At 57.7% G+C, this 15,479-nt stretch carries 14 protein-coding genes and 2 pseudogenes; 2 read left to right on the top strand and 14 right to left on the bottom strand.

Features of this window, described 5'->3' with window-relative positions:
* The 4 genes from BJF97_RS02275 to BJF97_RS02260 all read right to left on the bottom strand — a co-directional run bounded on the left by BJF97_RS02275 (position 1) and on the right by BJF97_RS02260 (position 5,406).
* A complete protein-coding gene (locus tag BJF97_RS02275) occupies positions 1-1,425 on the bottom strand; it encodes an integrating conjugative element protein (RefSeq protein ID WP_013095182.1) in 1,425 nt (474 codons plus the stop codon).
* Between the two features lie 11 nt (positions 1,426-1,436).
* On the bottom strand, positions 1,437-2,402 hold the full coding sequence (locus BJF97_RS02270; RefSeq protein WP_233607940.1) for a TIGR03756 family integrating conjugative element protein: 966 nt from the start codon (positions 2,400-2,402) through the stop codon (positions 1,437-1,439).
* 2 nt (positions 2,403-2,404) lie between these two features.
* The gene (locus BJF97_RS02265) at positions 2,405-2,812 is read right to left on the bottom strand and encodes a TIGR03757 family integrating conjugative element protein (protein ID WP_013095180.1); all 408 of its coding nucleotides are present in this window, start codon (positions 2,810-2,812) and stop codon (positions 2,405-2,407) included.
* A gap of 167 nt (positions 2,813-2,979) precedes the next feature.
* Complete coding sequence (locus tag BJF97_RS02260; protein ID WP_013095179.1) at positions 2,980-5,406, bottom strand: ATP-binding protein; 2,427 nt, start codon at positions 5,404-5,406, stop codon at positions 2,980-2,982.
* 127 nt (positions 5,407-5,533) lie between these two features.
* Between BJF97_RS02260 and BJF97_RS02255 the strand changes: the two genes are divergently transcribed.
* Complete coding sequence (locus BJF97_RS02255; RefSeq protein WP_013095178.1) at positions 5,534-5,767, top strand: PerC family transcriptional regulator; 234 nt, start codon at positions 5,534-5,536, stop codon at positions 5,765-5,767.
* A gap of 161 nt (positions 5,768-5,928) precedes the next feature.
* On the opposite strand, the gene BJF97_RS02250 is transcribed toward BJF97_RS02255, so the two are convergent.
* The 3 genes from BJF97_RS02250 to BJF97_RS02240 are packed head-to-tail and all read right to left on the bottom strand — an operon-like array spanning position 5,929 to position 9,562.
* Positions 5,929-6,333, bottom strand: a complete 405-nt coding sequence (locus BJF97_RS02250) for a hypothetical protein (RefSeq protein ID WP_007372621.1) — start codon at positions 6,331-6,333, stop codon at positions 5,929-5,931.
* A gap of 11 nt (positions 6,334-6,344) precedes the next feature.
* Positions 6,345-9,143: a conjugative transfer ATPase gene (locus BJF97_RS02245; protein WP_013095177.1), complete on the bottom strand. Its 2,799-nt coding sequence runs from the start codon at positions 9,141-9,143 to the stop codon at positions 6,345-6,347.
* The gene (locus BJF97_RS02240; RefSeq protein WP_035943490.1) at positions 9,143-9,562 is read right to left on the bottom strand and encodes a TIGR03751 family conjugal transfer lipoprotein; all 420 of its coding nucleotides are present in this window, start codon (positions 9,560-9,562) and stop codon (positions 9,143-9,145) included. Before BJF97_RS02240 ends, BJF97_RS02245 begins: the two co-directional genes overlap by 1 nt.
* Positions 9,563-9,854: 292 nt before the next feature.
* Between BJF97_RS02240 and BJF97_RS02235 the strand changes: the two are divergent.
* Positions 9,855-10,930, top strand: a pseudogene (locus tag BJF97_RS02235) (IS110 family transposase).
* Between the two features lie 46 nt (positions 10,931-10,976).
* On the opposite strand, the pseudogene BJF97_RS02230 reads toward BJF97_RS02235, so the two are convergent.
* The 7 genes and pseudogenes from BJF97_RS02230 to BJF97_RS02200 all read right to left on the bottom strand — a co-directional run bounded on the left by BJF97_RS02230 (position 10,977) and on the right by BJF97_RS02200 (position 15,363).
* Positions 10,977-12,501 (bottom strand): annotated as a pseudogene (locus BJF97_RS02230) (TIGR03752 family integrating conjugative element protein).
* Positions 12,498-13,406: a TIGR03749 family integrating conjugative element protein gene (locus BJF97_RS02225; RefSeq protein ID WP_013095174.1), complete on the bottom strand. Its 909-nt coding sequence runs from the start codon at positions 13,404-13,406 to the stop codon at positions 12,498-12,500. Before BJF97_RS02225 ends, BJF97_RS02230 begins: the two are co-directional and overlap by 4 nt.
* Positions 13,406-14,050: a PFL_4703 family integrating conjugative element protein gene (locus tag BJF97_RS02220; protein WP_013095173.1), complete on the bottom strand. Its 645-nt coding sequence runs from the start codon at positions 14,048-14,050 to the stop codon at positions 13,406-13,408. Before BJF97_RS02220 ends, BJF97_RS02225 begins: the two co-directional genes overlap by 1 nt.
* Entirely contained in the window at positions 14,047-14,421 is a 375-nt protein-coding gene (locus tag BJF97_RS02215; RefSeq protein WP_007372615.1) for a TIGR03750 family conjugal transfer protein, read from the bottom strand. Before BJF97_RS02215 ends, BJF97_RS02220 begins: the two co-directional genes overlap by 4 nt.
* 9 nt (positions 14,422-14,430) lie before the next feature.
* Entirely contained in the window at positions 14,431-14,796 is a 366-nt protein-coding gene (locus BJF97_RS02210; protein ID WP_007372614.1) for a TIGR03745 family integrating conjugative element membrane protein, read from the bottom strand.
* A gap of 13 nt (positions 14,797-14,809) precedes the next feature.
* Complete coding sequence (locus BJF97_RS02205; RefSeq protein WP_007372613.1) at positions 14,810-15,055, bottom strand: TIGR03758 family integrating conjugative element protein; 246 nt, start codon at positions 15,053-15,055, stop codon at positions 14,810-14,812.
* Positions 15,046-15,363, bottom strand: a complete 318-nt coding sequence (locus BJF97_RS02200; RefSeq protein ID WP_007372612.1) for an integrative conjugative element protein, RAQPRD family — start codon at positions 15,361-15,363, stop codon at positions 15,046-15,048. Before BJF97_RS02200 ends, BJF97_RS02205 begins: the two co-directional genes overlap by 10 nt.
* Between the last annotated feature and the right edge of the window lie 116 nt (positions 15,364-15,479).

Raw genomic sequence — 15,479 nt, 5'->3', positions numbered from 1 at the left:
TCACTTTGCTCCTGAGGATTGCGTCTGGTTCATCTGGCTGAAGCCCTGGTCCTGGTTGCCGGCTTTCTGCTGCAGCTGGTTATCCTGGTTACGGGCACCCTGACGTTCCAGCGTGGTGAGCAGGCTGTTGTTACTGATGGCCTTACGCAGCTCCATCTCGTTACGCAGGGCATTCAGTTCCCGGTCCAGGGCATCGATGCGGCGGTCACCCTCGGCAATCGCCTCTGGCTGCTCGGCGGCATTCGGTTCAGACTCACCGGTGGTCAGCATGCGGCGCATGGTGAGCGCGGTCTCGACGGTGTCGGCCATCGCCAGCTCACCCGCCAGACGCTGCACCAGAGCGGCTTTATCGGGGTCATCGCGCAGCGACTGAATGACGCCGCGTGTCACCACCAGACTGCCGGTTTTGAGCGCCCCCAGATTTTCCGCGGTGGGCTGGATCTGGCCGCCGACCAGCTTATCCAGTTGTTCCAGGTTGGTTTTCGTTGCATCCTCCAGCACCGGCGAGAAACCGGTGCCGGCAACAGTACTCCCGGGCTGATTGTCCGTGCCACCACTGGTGCATTCACTGGTCTCACGGCAGGTACGGATGGAGCGGTCACCCAGCACTTTCACCACCGCGGCGGCTGCATCATCGGACGATGGCCATCGCTGACAGGCCGTGCCATTGCAGCTGGCGGAGCCCACGCTGCTGTTGCTGGTCACCGGCAGGCTGTTCATCATGTTATAACCGGCTTTCGCCAGGTCCCGGGTGGGCTGGATGGCCTGCTGCCCCTTACCACCGCGCTTCTGGCCGCCGACCCAGGTGACACCTTCTTCACCGGTGGCCTTCTGCAATTGCTGGTCGCTGGAGACCGCATCCCCGCCGCTGGACGCCACGATATCCTTGTACTCCTCAGATACAGCAGCCTGCTGCCACTTGCTGCCCACAGTGTAATCGGCGAGTTTTTTCGACATATTCTGGCAGTTCAGCAGGGCTTTGTCGTAACTGAGCCCCGCCTGAAGCACCCCGTTGGTGAGCATTTCATACAGACCCGGGTTGGCGCGCTGAATGGCCATCGCCGGCATGCTCATGACCGCCCCGGTCGCCCCCTGAATCACGTTACCCATCAGGTCCTTAAACCCACTGGTGATACCGTTAAGCTGGTTGCCTACAGTGGTTTTCAGGTCGAAGTTGCCGCACATGAGGTCACTGCTCCAGCCGTCGTTCAGCCCGAGTCGCGACATATTGCTGCGGCTCGGCGGCGGGGAAATCACTGAACCGCCACCAATGGAGTAAAAAAGACCGTCATTGATGGCACCGCTGACCGAGGCGCCATCGGACGAAAGCGATGTATTCACGGCCAGTGCAGGCAGGGAAAGAGCGGCGAAAAGTGCCAGTGTCGCCAGGGGGCGGCGCAGCCGCTGCGGATACTGTTGTTTCATCTGCATAGTCCTCATGAGAAATCGGTGCTGTAAAGAAAAGTCTGCCCGCGTCGCTTGCAACAACTGTACGGTTGCCACAGTGCCCAGGCGTAGTTGCCGTCCTGAGCCTCCTGTCCACCGGTGTCCGGGAACACCGCGCAGCTCTGCGACAGCTGTGGGGAAAGACGCTGCCACTTGTGATTTTTCGTACCGGTGTTTTCCTGCACGGGGTCGGGTGGCCAGTACCCCGGCGAACGCTGGCCGGTGAGCGGGCTGTAAACATGCAGTTGTCCCTGGCGGGTAATGATGTCAGCCACGCGCTGCACCACCATGGCCGCCGATTTGTAGCTGTCGGTCTGGGTCACAAAGCCGCTGCGGGGGTAGACGTTGCCCCACATATTGCCGCCGATGGTACTGCCGATTTCACGCTGTCCGGGGATAAGCGCCTCCGGGTAGAGTGATTCCGGCACGCCGGTGCGCCAGGCCAGTGCATCGAGAGCACTTGTGAAGTACGGCATAAAGGGCGTGGCGGCACTGTCGCACGAATAACCCGGGACCATCCCGCCAATAAGTCTGGTGGCCGGATGTCCATACGCATCGCCATAGTAAAAGTGCAGGTTCTGCTTGCGCTCACCCGGGGCTTTCATCTCCTGACGGCCACCGCCGGTGGCCACACCTGCAGCACTACCGAGCAGCGTGCTTTCGGTGCTGTCGGCCAGGCTGCTGACAGCCGACATTTCGGTCCACGGATTGGCACCCGGGCTGAGGTAGGCCGAAACCACGGCTTCAGGAATAAAATGCGTGACCTTCACGGAGGTTTTCACCGAGCAGCCGAACGGCGTGCAGAACAGCCAGTAACAGATGCCGCTGATGCGCCAGCTGATACAGTCCGGACTGGTGGCACTGGAGAGCAGGCTGGCGGTATTGACGCTGGCCATCGTGCCCGTGCAGACCATTAACGTGGCCAGCGCCAGCCGGCGCGGGCGGGAGAAAGACATTTTCACTGTGCCTTCTCCTTCCATACGTTCAGCTTCTGTGTGGCAACGTCGACGTCAGAGGTGCCGTAAACCACCCACTTATCGTCAAACACCACCGCGGGGTATTTCTCAAGACCCAGCGACCAGGCACGCGTGAGGCCGGCATAAGCCCCGGCAAGGTCCTGCTGGCGTCGCTGAAAATCCGGTGAACCGATAACCGTCCGCGCCTGCTGCTCAGCCTGCGCCGGGTCTGCCGGGAGCGGCCCGAACAGCTGCGCCTGCAGCCGGTCAGGGGCATCGAGCAGAACGACGGTCACTTCAGGACCGGGGTTGCCCGTGACCGGGTGGGTACTGTCGGTATAAATGACGGTGCCGGCACGGACGCCGGCGGTAAGGAAAAGTGCTGCGAGGCAGCAGACAGGTAATTTCATGGAGAACACTCCCTGAGTGAGTAACCCGCTCAGGGTGCGGTCAATGATACAGCTGGTCAGTAATTAACTCTGAGCCCGGTGCCGATAATTTATTATCCGTATGACTGGTTGACAGAAAGCAAAATCCACACCACCCGGTCGGCTGACAAACCCTGTATTATGCACAGTCAGGGAATGTCATCGATGGCGCTGTCGCGACGCCACTCCAGATAATCCATTTCCCGGATAAACCCGGCCGCTGCCGCGTTACGCTCAATGCTCCATCGGGTTTCGCCCTCCTGCATAAACGGAAGCCAGTCTGCCGGGACATTTTCCCCAAGTGGCTGATCAAAATCCTGCTCATACAGGAAATCAGCCTCACTGCACGACAGGGTATTTCTGGCATACCACTGGTCACTGTTTTCCCAGGCCCGCATGGCCCAGGCGGCCAGTTCCTCCTCTTCTGAATCGGTCATATAAGCAAGAAATGCCACAGCCCTGTCATGCAGATTTTCCTCAGTCGCCCCGGGTAAAATGGACAGGTAATGCAATTTACGGGACTCCAGCCACATCTGCTCTTCGGCTTCATCTGCCTGTTGCTCATCCGTCAGGATATCGGTCTCATCTTTATCTGAAGCGTACCATTCCTCCAGTAGTTTCTTTTGTTGGCCACGTATGTCCTGATTTACCCGGGTCTGCTCAATACCCGCGGCCACCACACTATTCCAGTCGGTCTCCGCCGGTGCTACCGTGCCCGCACCGTTCAACTGCAGGTTGAGAAAGCTGAGCCGGGCTACATCTTCCGGCTCAGCCGGTGCGTTCACAGCGTCCTCAATGCCTTCATGGCTGATGACACCGGGAAGCCCCTTTTTCTCCCGGCCGGTACTGGCTCGCTCGGTCAGGTAACGTTCCCGCCATGCTGTGCCTTTGGCACGCTTGCTCTCCGCTTCCAGACTGGTGGTGTATTTCATCAGCCAGACGTGCATATAACGCTGCCTGTCGGGGGCGCACAGGGTACTGATGTCATGAAACCGCTGGTAAAAGGCCTCATCATGGCCACAGTCCAGACTGTCACCCTCATGCGCCACCTCATGTTCCGTCAGGCTGAACAACAGGCTGGCGGTACGCAGCGCATCAGGCTTCAGCCGGCGCACGATATCAATGTTGTAGGCAATATAGGTTTCACCGTCCGTCCAGGCATCGGACGACGTGGACTCACCCAGCAGGATCTGGAAGCATTTGCCGCCGTAAGAACGTGACTGATAACCCGCCTCCCCCCCCGAACAGACGGCAGCATACCGGGCCAGACACCATCGCAGCGCCGTCCACGCCCGCCGTGTCTCCTTATCCAGTTGTTTCTCACTGACCATCTGCGTGCTGTCGATAAAGTTTGTGCTGAGCGTCTCAAAATCAACGAGCGCCAGTTCTGACAGCCAGCCGGAACCCCATCGCTGCTCCCGGGGCAGGGGTTCCCTGTACGCCATGAGGTTTTCCCGGACACGGCTCAGGCACTCCATAAACTCTTCCGGCTCATAACAGCCAAAGCGGGAAAGCGTGACCGGATGCACCACGGGTGCGATCCCCGCACGGGCAATGAGTTCTCCCCGGGGCACATCACCGGCATAACGGATGAGAGTGAAACAGTTTTTATCCACCGCAGAGGGGTAATGGCAGCATTTGCGGATGAAGTGCTCCAGCGTAACATGCTGCTTTCCGGGCAGCAGGGTGATGACCTCCTCACCATTGAAAAGACTCTGCATGTCTCCCTCGCCTGACAGCAGCGATCGCGCCGTTTTCTCCCGCCGGGCTTCCGTTTTACGGTGCTTACCCTGATTGTCAGAAAAAGTGGCAGCAAGCCGGCCAAACCGGGCCGCAATCGATGCCCACACAGGGCAGGTCTTGCGCAGGATTTCGGTGCGTGAGACGTTCAGCGCGAGCGGCTTTTTACTGACGACAAGGCCACCCACGCCCCAGATATGAGCCGGGTCATGTCGTACCAGGACGCCCTGATTGTAAATGGATACGGCACCGTCTTCGCGCAGGCGATACCAGGCCTCATCGTCCTCCATATCCCACTTTTCCAGCGCCGGATTCCGGGTAATGATGGTGCCGTTGAGATGTACCGTGACGGGCGTATAGCGTACCAGGTCGCGGATTTCCTGGAGGCAGGACATACGCTCCTGGCTGGTGAGCGGCTCATACCATTCACCGCTGATGATGCATCCCTGAATCGGCTGAGTCAGTTCTTCCAGATCATAGTGATACCCCATTTCACGCGTATCAACGGACATCTGCCATCGCTGCGAACGCCACAGCGTCCGGGCATGTGCCATAATCTGCCCCCGCCCGAGCCGGAAACGGCCGTAAGTGGCATCGCCCTCCTGGTGCGGGGTGCCGAACCGGCCAAAGTAGCGCTTAACATCATCGTATGACGCAAAACCCCGGCCATCATCCCGGCAGGAGAAGCCTTCCGGGGTAATATCGATAATCACCGCGCCGGCGCCGGCATCGACGCTGTTCATGATGAGTTCTATCACGGCCTTGCCGATGGAACCGGCCTGGCTGTAAATAATGTGATGGATAATCTGTGGATCGAGTTCAAAGGGATAGCGCATCAGAAGTCTCCGATATGGGGGTTCAGATGCCATTTTCCGTAAGCGCGCTGAGGGTTAAATAAAGAACTGTGATTGCGTCTGTGGAAGAATAGCCGGCAATGTCATGACTGCCTGGCGATGGAGATATATGGAACTGAAAGACAGTATTGCTGAAAGTCTGGAACACCGGGGGCAGTGGCGCCGTGCCGCCCGCCGGTGGCTGGCTGTGATGGACCTGTCGGACGACGATGCCGTACGGGAAGCCATTGCCCGTCGCAGGGAACACTGCATCAGTATGGGCGCAAACATAGCACCGGACGGACGACGAAATGAAACACGACGCCTGTATAAAATGCAGAGTCGCTACAACAATGGCTACTGACAACTCGGGACTGGCATCGAAGAGGCAGACTGTAATGTTTCAGACACGATATTCCCGAAGGACTGAAAGGCAAATCAACGCGGGCTCTTTGCCGCCCGCACCCGCAGCCTGCGTATTTGTCAGACAGCAGACTGCGCTGTCCGACAAACACGCAGGTCCTGTTAACTGCAGATTTCCCCGCCCGTAACTCTGTCAATCTCCTTCAGTACCCACAGCAGGTCGGTGGCGTCGGGTACGCAGACATTCCAGCGCAGGCCATTTCTGAACTCCGCTTCACCGGGCCACAGCGTATTGCCAGTCACAGTGATCAGGATATCCAGTTTTTTTTCATTCTCATCCGTCAGGTGTACCGCCACGCAACTGCGACGGCCAACACGGTGCGGGTAAACCGACAGCAAAAACGGTGTTTTCAGACGTTTCAGTATTTCCCGCAGCAGCGTATCAAGCGACACGCTGTCAGACTGCCCTATCGAGGCCATACCCTGCGGCGGTACGGTAAAAATGACAGACGCAATCAGCGCTTTGTCCGCAACGACCATCGGCGGTGCCATAGTCAGTTTCTTCATGAATTCCCCTGTCAGATACTCAGTCCGCGATTTTCATCAAGCCGGCGCGCAACATGAAACGCAGCCTCAAGTTCACTGCACTGTAATTCATTCATAATGAGGCGTCTTTCAGCTTTCTCTTCTTTTTCTGTCATACCCAGAGCAAGGTAGAGGCTCGGGGGCACGGCACGGAACAGGGCCTGCACCTTACGTGACAAAATAACGCCTTCCGTATATTTTTTAGGAAGTTTGGTGGCAGACAACAGCATCGCCTTCTGTTCACTGTTCAGCGTTTTAAAACGCGCTATCTGCTCCACTTCATCAGGGGGCATCACCAGACAAATCCACCACTCCGCCATATTGAGCATCTTTTTGGCCGTATCCGGAAAGTCGGCCAGGTTCTGCGTGAACAGCCAGAGCCAGGCACCCAGCTTACGCCACATTTTCACAATCTTGGTGGCATAAGGCCCCATCAGGGGATTTGCGGTCACGATATGCGCCTCATCGATCGACACGATAATATCCCGGTCACTGTACTGCTCGCGCTCAGCAATATTGTTGATGGTGTTGAGCAGGGAAATCACCGCAACGGCCATCTGCGCCTCATAGCCTTCGCGCGCCAGCGTACCAAGGTCAACGATGGTCACATCAGCCTCCGGCCACGGCGTACCCGGACGGTTAAACAGCTCACCTTCAAAGCCTTCGGTAAACATCCGTAGCGCTTCCGACATTTCCTCAGCACGGGCCCGGCGCGCGGCCGTACGCCTTTCGCGCCCGTCCTCACCCATCCCGGCATCCCGGGCGATGCCCTGCAGCGCAAACATCAGATCTTCAGGCAACATCTGCCGTCCGGCCTCAAACGTACTCCGCGCAGCGATCATGATGGCTTCCCGGATCATCCCGCGATCGGCGCGCGTCATTCTCTGCTCCTCCGCTGGCTCGCCGCCGGTAATCATCAGGCGTGCTGCAATCTCCATCTCACCCAGCACATCACGTTTTTCATCCTTGTCCTCATCGTCATCAATATCCGGCAGGGCGTCTTCACTGATAATGAGTTCATCCGGTTTTTCCTGCATCAGCAGATGCGAATCACCGAACGGCGCCAGCGAGATGGCCTTACCGGGCTTGATGCTGACACGATGAACGGTGAGTCCCAGGGACTCAAAGTAGTCTCCGGCCAGCCCGAAGCTGTTACCCGCCTCCAGTAAAAAGATACGTGAACGGTAAATGGCTATCATTTGTGCCAGCTTATCAAGTGCGGTAGCCGATTTACCTGCACCGGTCGGCCCAAACAGCAGGAGGTGGGCGTTCTGCGTACGGTCATTTTTGTTGAGGGGATCGACGGACAGCGGACCACCGCCCCGGTTAAAAAAGGTAAAGCCCGGGTTGCCGGTGCCGGTATCACGCCCGTACACCGGCGCCAGGCAGGCAAAATGCTGCACGAACATCAGACGGGTATACCAGTTGTGCCGGTCCTGCTCCGGATTAAAGCACATGGGTAATGCACGCATGTAGGTGCTGAGCGGCCCGATATCATGCTCCGGGTTTACCGGCTCCAGCCCGCAGTTCAGTAGCTTACTGCTGAGGTCGAGATAGCGACTGTCCAGTGAAGGCAGGTCGCGGGCTTTAATCAGCAGGGTAATGGCCGCGCGATACAGTTTATGCTTATTACCCAGGTAAGTGCGGGCGGTGGCCGCATCCTCCCGGGCACGCAGCGAATCCACGTTCTCCCCCATCGAGTCACGACTCAGCCGGGCAAAGTTTTCCTCCAGCTTGTCCTGCGGATGGATAACCAGCGTCATGACAAGCACCGTACCTTCCGGCAGCAGGTCCATAATGGCGTTGATATTATCGCCACGGCGGACCTCGCCGGTCAGGTGCCCCGTGGTGGGTGCGCTGCGCAGACGAGCCACCGGCACCGCCCTGTGCGCCACGTCATCAAACCACCATACGCCTTTCTCCGCATCACTGCGGGGGCGGGTGAACCACAGGCTTTCACTGAAATCATTCAGCAACGGCAGTTCGCCAGGAGCGTCGTCAGTATGTCTGGCACAGCGATACAGTGTGGCCTTATCCACCCACGTTGGTTCAGGGTTGAACCAGCGCAGCAGCCAGCTGTGGATCTGCTCGCCGTTCTGGCGCTGGCACTGAATACCGGCACCGCTCATGGCGGCCGTCAGGCGATCGCAGACCTGCTTCAGCAGCACCTCGGGGGCCATCGGGTCACGATACGGTGACTCCACCCAGCGGTAGATGACCATACGCGTACGACGTATCTGACCGCGCCACGGCGCACCGGTGACGGCCTCATCGACAAACAGGCCTTTTTCAGTGGCCACATTCTGCAGATGACGGGCCTGTTCCCTCAGCCAGGCGTCGGTGAAGTCGGTGCCCTGCGCCCGGGGCTTAACATACCCCCGGATCTTATCCATATACACCATCAGGTCAGACTCGTCCTGACAGTAGAACTGCACCACCCACTGATGTGTATCCAGCTCCGGAAGACTGTCCTGCAGGGCGTTTTCGACCACGTCGCGAATTTCCTCCAGGCGGGAATCCGGACGCCCCTCGGTGCCCACCGGGATGATTTCGTAAACTGCCCCGACCGACACGCCGTCATCAAGCAGGATGCACTGATGTTCAGGGAGATATTCCCCCCAGGGAATGTGATCGATGATGGACGGAGCCGTCTCATACAGCTTCGCTTCCTCGCTGCGGGTCAGACGTCCCTCGCGCGTCAGGGGTTCATGGCCGTTAACAGAAAACGGCCCGTCACCGTACTGGTGTGCTTCCTGCGCTTCAGCCCTGCGACGGAAAAGTGAAAAGGCCATTACAAATCCTCCGTGCGCTCGCCGGGCAGCGCGTACTGTACCTGGCTGTAGAAGGGAAATACGGTGCTGTAACCGGGCACCGGCGTGTTGCCGTCGGCCAGATGCGGGAAGACGTACATCACCAGGTCGGGGTTGGGCAGGCGCGGAAACGTCTGCTGGATTTCATTCTCCTGGGTGCGGCTGTAGCTGTCCCGGGTCTGCCGTGAAATAACCCGCTCACTGTCCGTAACCGGACGGCGCAGGGTGGTCCGGCTCTCACCGGTTGCATGGGTGGCTGAAGCACCATCATTCCACAGTTCCAGCATGGTGCTGTCACCCGGCGGGAGCATCTCATCTTTTGATGTGCTGCAGCCGGCAAGCAGCAGTGCCACGGCTCCGGTCAGGAAAAGCGTGACGGGACGCAGACTGCGCCACCTCATCACAGCGGTATAGTAATAATGCCGATGTCAGTCTTTACCACCACTTAGTTTGCCGTTTAACCAGATTGGTGTGATTACTGATGCAGTGAAGACCTTCCCGCATCCTGACTCACACAGCGATCGACCTTTTGTGTCCTGCCCTGGACCCGTCGGTTGCCGGAAGCGCCTTCATGCGAGGCATCTCCTCACCGATGCGCGTGACTCAAGAAGGGCCTGACGGCTTGTCTCGTTACTGTCCTGTCCGGGTTATCTGTCTGGAGATTCAACTCTGTTTCCTCACAGGAGCTCTGTCATGGTTGATAAAGTTACCGAAGCTGCCGTTGTGGGTGGCGTGGATACACATAAAGATTTGCACGTTGCCGCTGTCGTAGATCAGAACAATAAAGTCCTTGGGACTCAGTATTTCTCCACAACACGACAAGGTTACCGGCAGATGCTGGCATGGATGACCTCGTTTGGGACATTAAAGCGAATTGGTGTTGAGTGCACAGGTACCTATGGTTCCGGTTTGCTTCGTTATTTTCAGAACGCCGGGTTAGAAGTTCTTGAGGTGACTGCTCCAGACCGGATGGAGCGACGCAAACGGGGTAAAAGTGACACAATTGATGCTGAATGTGCCGCTCATGCAGCATTCTCAGGCATCAGGACAGTTACTCCCAAAACGCGTGATGGCATGATTGAGTCCCTGCGGGTATTAAAAACTTGCCGAAAAACAGCAATATCAGCCCGCAGAGTCGCTCTCCAGATTATCCATTCAAATATTATCTCTGCCCGGATGAATTACGTGAACAGCTCAGAAATATGACGCGCATGCAGCTCATCAGGACCCTGGGTTCCTGGAGACCTGATGCCAGTGAATACCGCAATGTAACCAACGTTTATCGCATTTCATTAAAGTCCCTTGCCCGACGCTATCTCGAGTTACATGACGAAATCGCTGATCTGGATGTCATGATTGCGGCAATTGTCGACGAGTTGGCACCTGAGCTGATTAAACGTAATGCTATCGGATACGAAAGCGCTTCACAGTTGCTGATCACTGCCGGAGACAATCCTCAACGGTTAAGATCAGAATCAGGATTTGCGGCACTGTGTGGTGTCAGCCCGGTCCCCGTTTCTTCTGGAAAAACGAACCGTTACCGACTTAATCGTGGTGGAGATCGTGCTGCAAATAGTGCACTTCACATCATCGCCATCGGACGCTTACGAACTGACGCAAAAACAAAGGAATATGTCGCCAGGCGTGTAGCCGAAGGACATACAAAAATGGAAGCGATACGCTGTCTAAAGCGATATATCTCCCGCGAAGTTTACACGTTACTGCGCAATCAAAACAGGCGGATCAACAGTATCCCGATAACAGCTTGACTCTTAGAAGGGCGTCCAGGGATATCATTTTGCATCAGTCTCTCCGTCAGTCCATGCCCGTGCCGCTGCCGGCCAGGCTGAAATCGTATTTAACCCTGCGGCCTTTTTCCTCGTAATCGATGGCCAGCTGGCGCGTGATATGCAAAGCCACTGTCTGACCCGGCGGCACGTAGATGGCATCAAACGTCTGGCCATAGCGGGCCTTCACCCAGTCAACGGTCTCACGCATGCCGCCGGAGAGCGCTTTACCCAGTACGGCCTGACCGGCATTACCGGTGAGCGTTGAGGTCACGCCACCGTAAGCGTTGGTCTGGCCGGTACTCTGGTTTTCCGCCACGGCATCACCCGCCGCACTGGCGGCCGCAAGTGCGGCGATGGTCGGCAGATAGGTCGAAGCATTGCTCTTGCGCGTCCCGGAGATGCAGGGAATACCGTTATCATCGGACAACCAGCCAATACTGCTGCTATTACCGCCCTGACTGTTCTGATTACTGCTGTTTCCGTTCTGCCCCTGTCCGTCAGGCGAAGGCAGCGTCCTGACCGTGCCGTCGCTGAAGACAAAAGTGATGCTGGTAATGGAGCCCCGCACGCATGACAGCGTCCAGTCGCCCGTCGCCGTGCCGGAAACAATGGCCCCCTGCACGTCAGGCAACTCGATGCCGTTTGCCGTCAGGTTGTCTTTGCCAATCATCACCTTAAAGGGATAGGGGTCGGTCACTTTACCATCCACGGGGATGCGCCCCAGGAGTGCGGTCATCGCGCGACTGCCAACGAGGGTGGAATTCTCCGGCAGCGTGTACACCGGGTCGGTGGCCTTCTGTGCATCCGTAAGCTGCGTCTGTACCGCTGCTGTGGTGTTGCCGACGGCCTGTTTACCGGCATCAGCTGTATCAGCAAACGACGTGGCAAACGAGAAGCCTGTGGCGTTATTCTTGTTGCTGTCGGTCACCGGCCGGCCGCTGGCATCAACGGGGACACCGTCTTTTGGCTCCACCCAATGAAGTCCATCAGCGGAAGACGATACGCCGGCGGCGCCGCTGTTCAGCCCACTGTCATAGCCCAGCCCGATCGGAATATCACTGCCGGAGCCGCTGTTTTTTCCGGATTCCGTGCCGGCACCGCCATTGCGCAACTGATCCATCAGCTGTTTGACCTGGGTACTGAGATCGGTGACCTCTGCACTGAGCTGCTGGCGTTTCTGCGCCTCCTCGGCACGGGCATTGCTTACTGCCTGATTAATCTGCGTGTCCACATTGCTGTTGGTGGTTTTCAGGGCTTTATTTTCGTCGCTGAGCTTTTTGTTATCGTCCGCGAGCGTATCGAGACGGTCCTGCACTTTGCGGAAATTTCCCACCACCGTGCGCAGTGTGTCCTGCGGCGTGTCACCTTCAATACCCAGCGCTTTGAGATCTTCCGGCGACAGGTCCTTCAGCGCAACATTGCTGGCGGTATGTGGTGCAGCCGTCTGATTCCCCCCCCCCTGAGCAGGATTTCACGCCCACCACCACCGCGCTGGCCAGTACCACCGGAACGGCGACTTTCACGAGAAGATTTGAGGAGGGTGCCTTCATTTTTTCGCTCTCCGTTTATGTCCGTCAGCGGGCTGCAGCGAGGGTGGCTCAGCAATGAAGGCACCCTCCGGGCGTCCGGGCGTCACCAGATAGAGGACCGTTGTATCCTCCGGTGTGCCTGCGCGCCCCAGCCAGCGGTGCTGGAAGGTGGCCGTGGTAAACTGACCTTCCAGCGCGCGGGGATCAAGAATGACCTTTCCGGCAGAACGGTTACGGACCTGCAGCGCGACGACGCTGCTGCCCTGCAGACTCCAGGCGGCCATCGGCGTGACGGTGACCGGTTCAGCAGGCATCAGTGTGGTGATGACGGAAGGCAGCTTCAGTGACACCGGGCTGATACCCGGCACCGGTTCAACCGTACGCAACGGACCGTACATGTTCTGGGCCGCATAGCGGGTCAGGACCACCGGCAGCGGTGCATTCAGTTTCGCGGGCTTACGGTCCGGCTTTGTGGTTTCCGTATCAGCCTGTTGAGCACTGCGGCCGGTGCTGTCACCCTCGCTGCTGACGGACTGCCTGTCACTGGCGGTTGCGGTGGCCACTTCGCCGTCATAGACAATTTTCACGGGTTCACGCGTGGTTTTTCCCGGTGCGGCTGATACATCGAGCAGAATAATTTCCCCGTTTTCCTTGTTCTGCAGCTCAAGCCGCGTCACCGGAAACGCCTCACTCGCATCGAGATACACCACGCCGCCGGTGCTCTGAATACGCAGCTTATTGTTAAGCGCGGGTGGAAAGCCGACACGCACGTTTTTATTCACAAAAACGATACGCTCCTGACCCACCGTCAGGGGAACCTGCAGCGGGATACGTTCCCATTTCATCAGCTCCACAGCGTCTGCCGCGCCCGACAGGATCAGTCCGGCGAGCAGGAGCAGACGGCATTTTTTTAACGGGTTCTTCATCACTTTTTCTCCGGCTCAGGCAGCGTGACGGCCTCCAGCCGCTGCGGGGTGGCCGCATAACAGTCCAGAGCAAGTCCGAAGGGATTGCGTTCCGGATCACCCTCCCAGCGCACCACTTTCAGCGGATAGCGGACCAGCGCACGTTTTACCGGCTCAGTGTGGTAATACTCATCCGCCACCAGATCGAGCTGTGCTATCCAGTGGTCCTGATCGAGAATGGTGACGCTGCGGCTGCTGTAGCCACGGCGCGGGATCTCATACACCACGCGCACGCGGTCCCGGAGCTCGTCGCTGTTTTTACGCATCTCCGCGTCTTTATTGAGAAAATCCTGGCAGGACGGCGTCAGGTAAGGACTCATCTGGGCAATTTTTGCCGGATAATCCACCTCGCCGTTCTTTGGCCAGGAATTGAGCTGCTGAAAGATATAGAAGGCAAAGCTGTACACGGTGGAAGGCGGCACTTCCCACCATTTACGGGTGCTGCCTGAACGCAGATCCGGCGGATTGTGGATGGTAAGTTCTGACGGTGCACGCATCCAGCCAATACCGGCCATCAGCATGCCAGCGAACAGCAGCGCACAGGCGATGCGCAGGGAGAAAATATGATTATCCCGCGCGGTCATGCCATTGCGGAAACGACTCATGACAGACCTCCGCGTTTTATCGCTGTGGTACGTTTCATCTCCCATGCCCGGCTGTTGAGGATCAGGGCACGGGACAGACCGGTACGACAGCGGATTTCCTCCAGGCGTTGCCAGATATAATTCTCCGGCTTACCGCGCTTGTAACCCGCAATCCAGCCCCCGCCGAAGAAGATGACGAACATCGGCATCAGCAGCATACAGGTGGGAAAGGCCAGCCAGCCGATAAAAGGTACCAGAGCCAGCGGCACCGCCAGCGGAATACCGGCAATGACGCCGGTGATGGCCGCCAGAAGAAATTCACCGGACGTGAAACCTTTCCACACCACAGGCGGGTTGTTCAGACGGTCAGGAAGGAAATCGATGACGGCCATAGAGTCTCCTTACAGAATGTCTGACGCTTTGGTCGCCAGAAAAATAACTACAAGGATAAGAATGATGCCCACCACACCGTAAAGCAGGAATTCCGTCCAGGAGCCTTTTCCCTTGCGGATATCATGGAAAGACGTGATGACAGCATGCGCCACGGCCAGAAATGCTCCCACGCTGACAAGCAGTCCGAGTGCGAGACCGCCCATTTTTGCGTAACCCATCATGATGTTGTACGTCCCGCCACCGCCGCCAGTCGTGGGTTGTTCAATGGGAGGAAGGTCGGCCAGGGCATTACCGGTAAAAAATAGCCCTGTCAGCAGTATGTGTTTTGCACGGGCCCGGATAGCCCGGTAACGCCTGAGTAATGTGGATATCATTGATATGGTCCTTTCAGTGGAAAAACAGAAACAGCATTGCCAGGTAAAGCACGATCAGTCGCACGGCAAGCTCATTGAACTGACGAAATGTCACGGATTTCGAGGCAACCCCGCGATAGGCCTGAACCAGCGCCCAGGCGCTGAACAGGAGAATGACGACTGCGAGCGTGCCGAGGATGAGCGTGTTCAGTTGCGAAGGCGTGAGGCTGCTGCCGGTGCCGGCGCTCCAGCCATTAAGCTGTGCACCGTTCATCGCCATGCCGGTGCCTGTGCGCGGTACTGTCCGGTGACAGAAGACGACGGTGACGCAGGCTGCGCGCGGGAGGGTTCAAGATAGGTTGAGATCCCCTGCTTCATGGTGGTGATATCGCGCGTCGCCTGCTGATAATCGAAGTAAAAGCGGGCATCCTGGGTCTGGTTCGCCACCACGCGGGCGCGGTCCAGCCCGGCCTGCACCTGGTCGAGCTGGCGCATGACCAGCGCGAGTTCATCTTTCTCTGAAGCGTGGCACTGCAGCGCGGGCAGGACGGCCATCAGCAGGGCTGTGAGGATTCGGGTATGAGGCATTCTGCGGCTCTCCGGTTAACGGGTCGTCGGCAGAGTGACGCAAAGCAGCCTGTCTTACAGCAGGAAATTCTTTATGTGTCAGCGAAAATTAATGCCTGAGTATGCCTGCTGAATCA

Source organism: Klebsiella sp. LTGPAF-6F (genome assembly GCF_001753185.1).
GTDB lineage: Bacteria > Pseudomonadota > Gammaproteobacteria > Enterobacterales > Enterobacteriaceae > Klebsiella > Klebsiella michiganensis.
This window is presented reverse-complemented; position numbering and strand designations above follow the sequence as displayed.

Bases quoted from the DNA above. Each gene is read 5' to 3' on its own strand.
- BJF97_RS02275 (WP_013095182.1), bottom strand. From the start codon at position 1,425: ATGAAACAACAGTATCCGCAGCGGCTGCGCCGCCCCCTGGCGACACTG.
- BJF97_RS02270 (WP_233607940.1), bottom strand. From the start codon at position 2,402: ATGTCTTTCTCCCGCCCGCGCCGGCTGGCGCTGGCCACGTTAATGGTC.
- BJF97_RS02265 (WP_013095180.1), bottom strand. From the start codon at position 2,812: ATGAAATTACCTGTCTGCTGCCTCGCAGCACTTTTCCTTACCGCCGGC.
- BJF97_RS02260 (WP_013095179.1), bottom strand. From the start codon at position 5,406: ATGCGCTATCCCTTTGAACTCGATCCACAGATTATCCATCACATTATT.
- BJF97_RS02255 (WP_013095178.1), top strand. From the start codon at position 5,534: ATGGAACTGAAAGACAGTATTGCTGAAAGTCTGGAACACCGGGGGCAG.
- BJF97_RS02250 (WP_007372621.1), bottom strand. From the start codon at position 6,333: ATGAAGAAACTGACTATGGCACCGCCGATGGTCGTTGCGGACAAAGCG.
- BJF97_RS02245 (WP_013095177.1), bottom strand. From the start codon at position 9,143: ATGGCCTTTTCACTTTTCCGTCGCAGGGCTGAAGCGCAGGAAGCACAC.
- BJF97_RS02240 (WP_035943490.1), bottom strand. From the start codon at position 9,562: ATGAGGTGGCGCAGTCTGCGTCCCGTCACGCTTTTCCTGACCGGAGCC.
- BJF97_RS02225 (WP_013095174.1), bottom strand. From the start codon at position 13,406: ATGAAGAACCCGTTAAAAAAATGCCGTCTGCTCCTGCTCGCCGGACTG.
- BJF97_RS02220 (WP_013095173.1), bottom strand. From the start codon at position 14,050: ATGAGTCGTTTCCGCAATGGCATGACCGCGCGGGATAATCATATTTTC.
- BJF97_RS02215 (WP_007372615.1), bottom strand. From the start codon at position 14,421: ATGGCCGTCATCGATTTCCTTCCTGACCGTCTGAACAACCCGCCTGTG.
- BJF97_RS02210 (WP_007372614.1), bottom strand. From the start codon at position 14,796: ATGATATCCACATTACTCAGGCGTTACCGGGCTATCCGGGCCCGTGCA.
- BJF97_RS02205 (WP_007372613.1), bottom strand. From the start codon at position 15,055: ATGGCGATGAACGGTGCACAGCTTAATGGCTGGAGCGCCGGCACCGGC.
- BJF97_RS02200 (WP_007372612.1), bottom strand. From the start codon at position 15,363: ATGCCTCATACCCGAATCCTCACAGCCCTGCTGATGGCCGTCCTGCCC.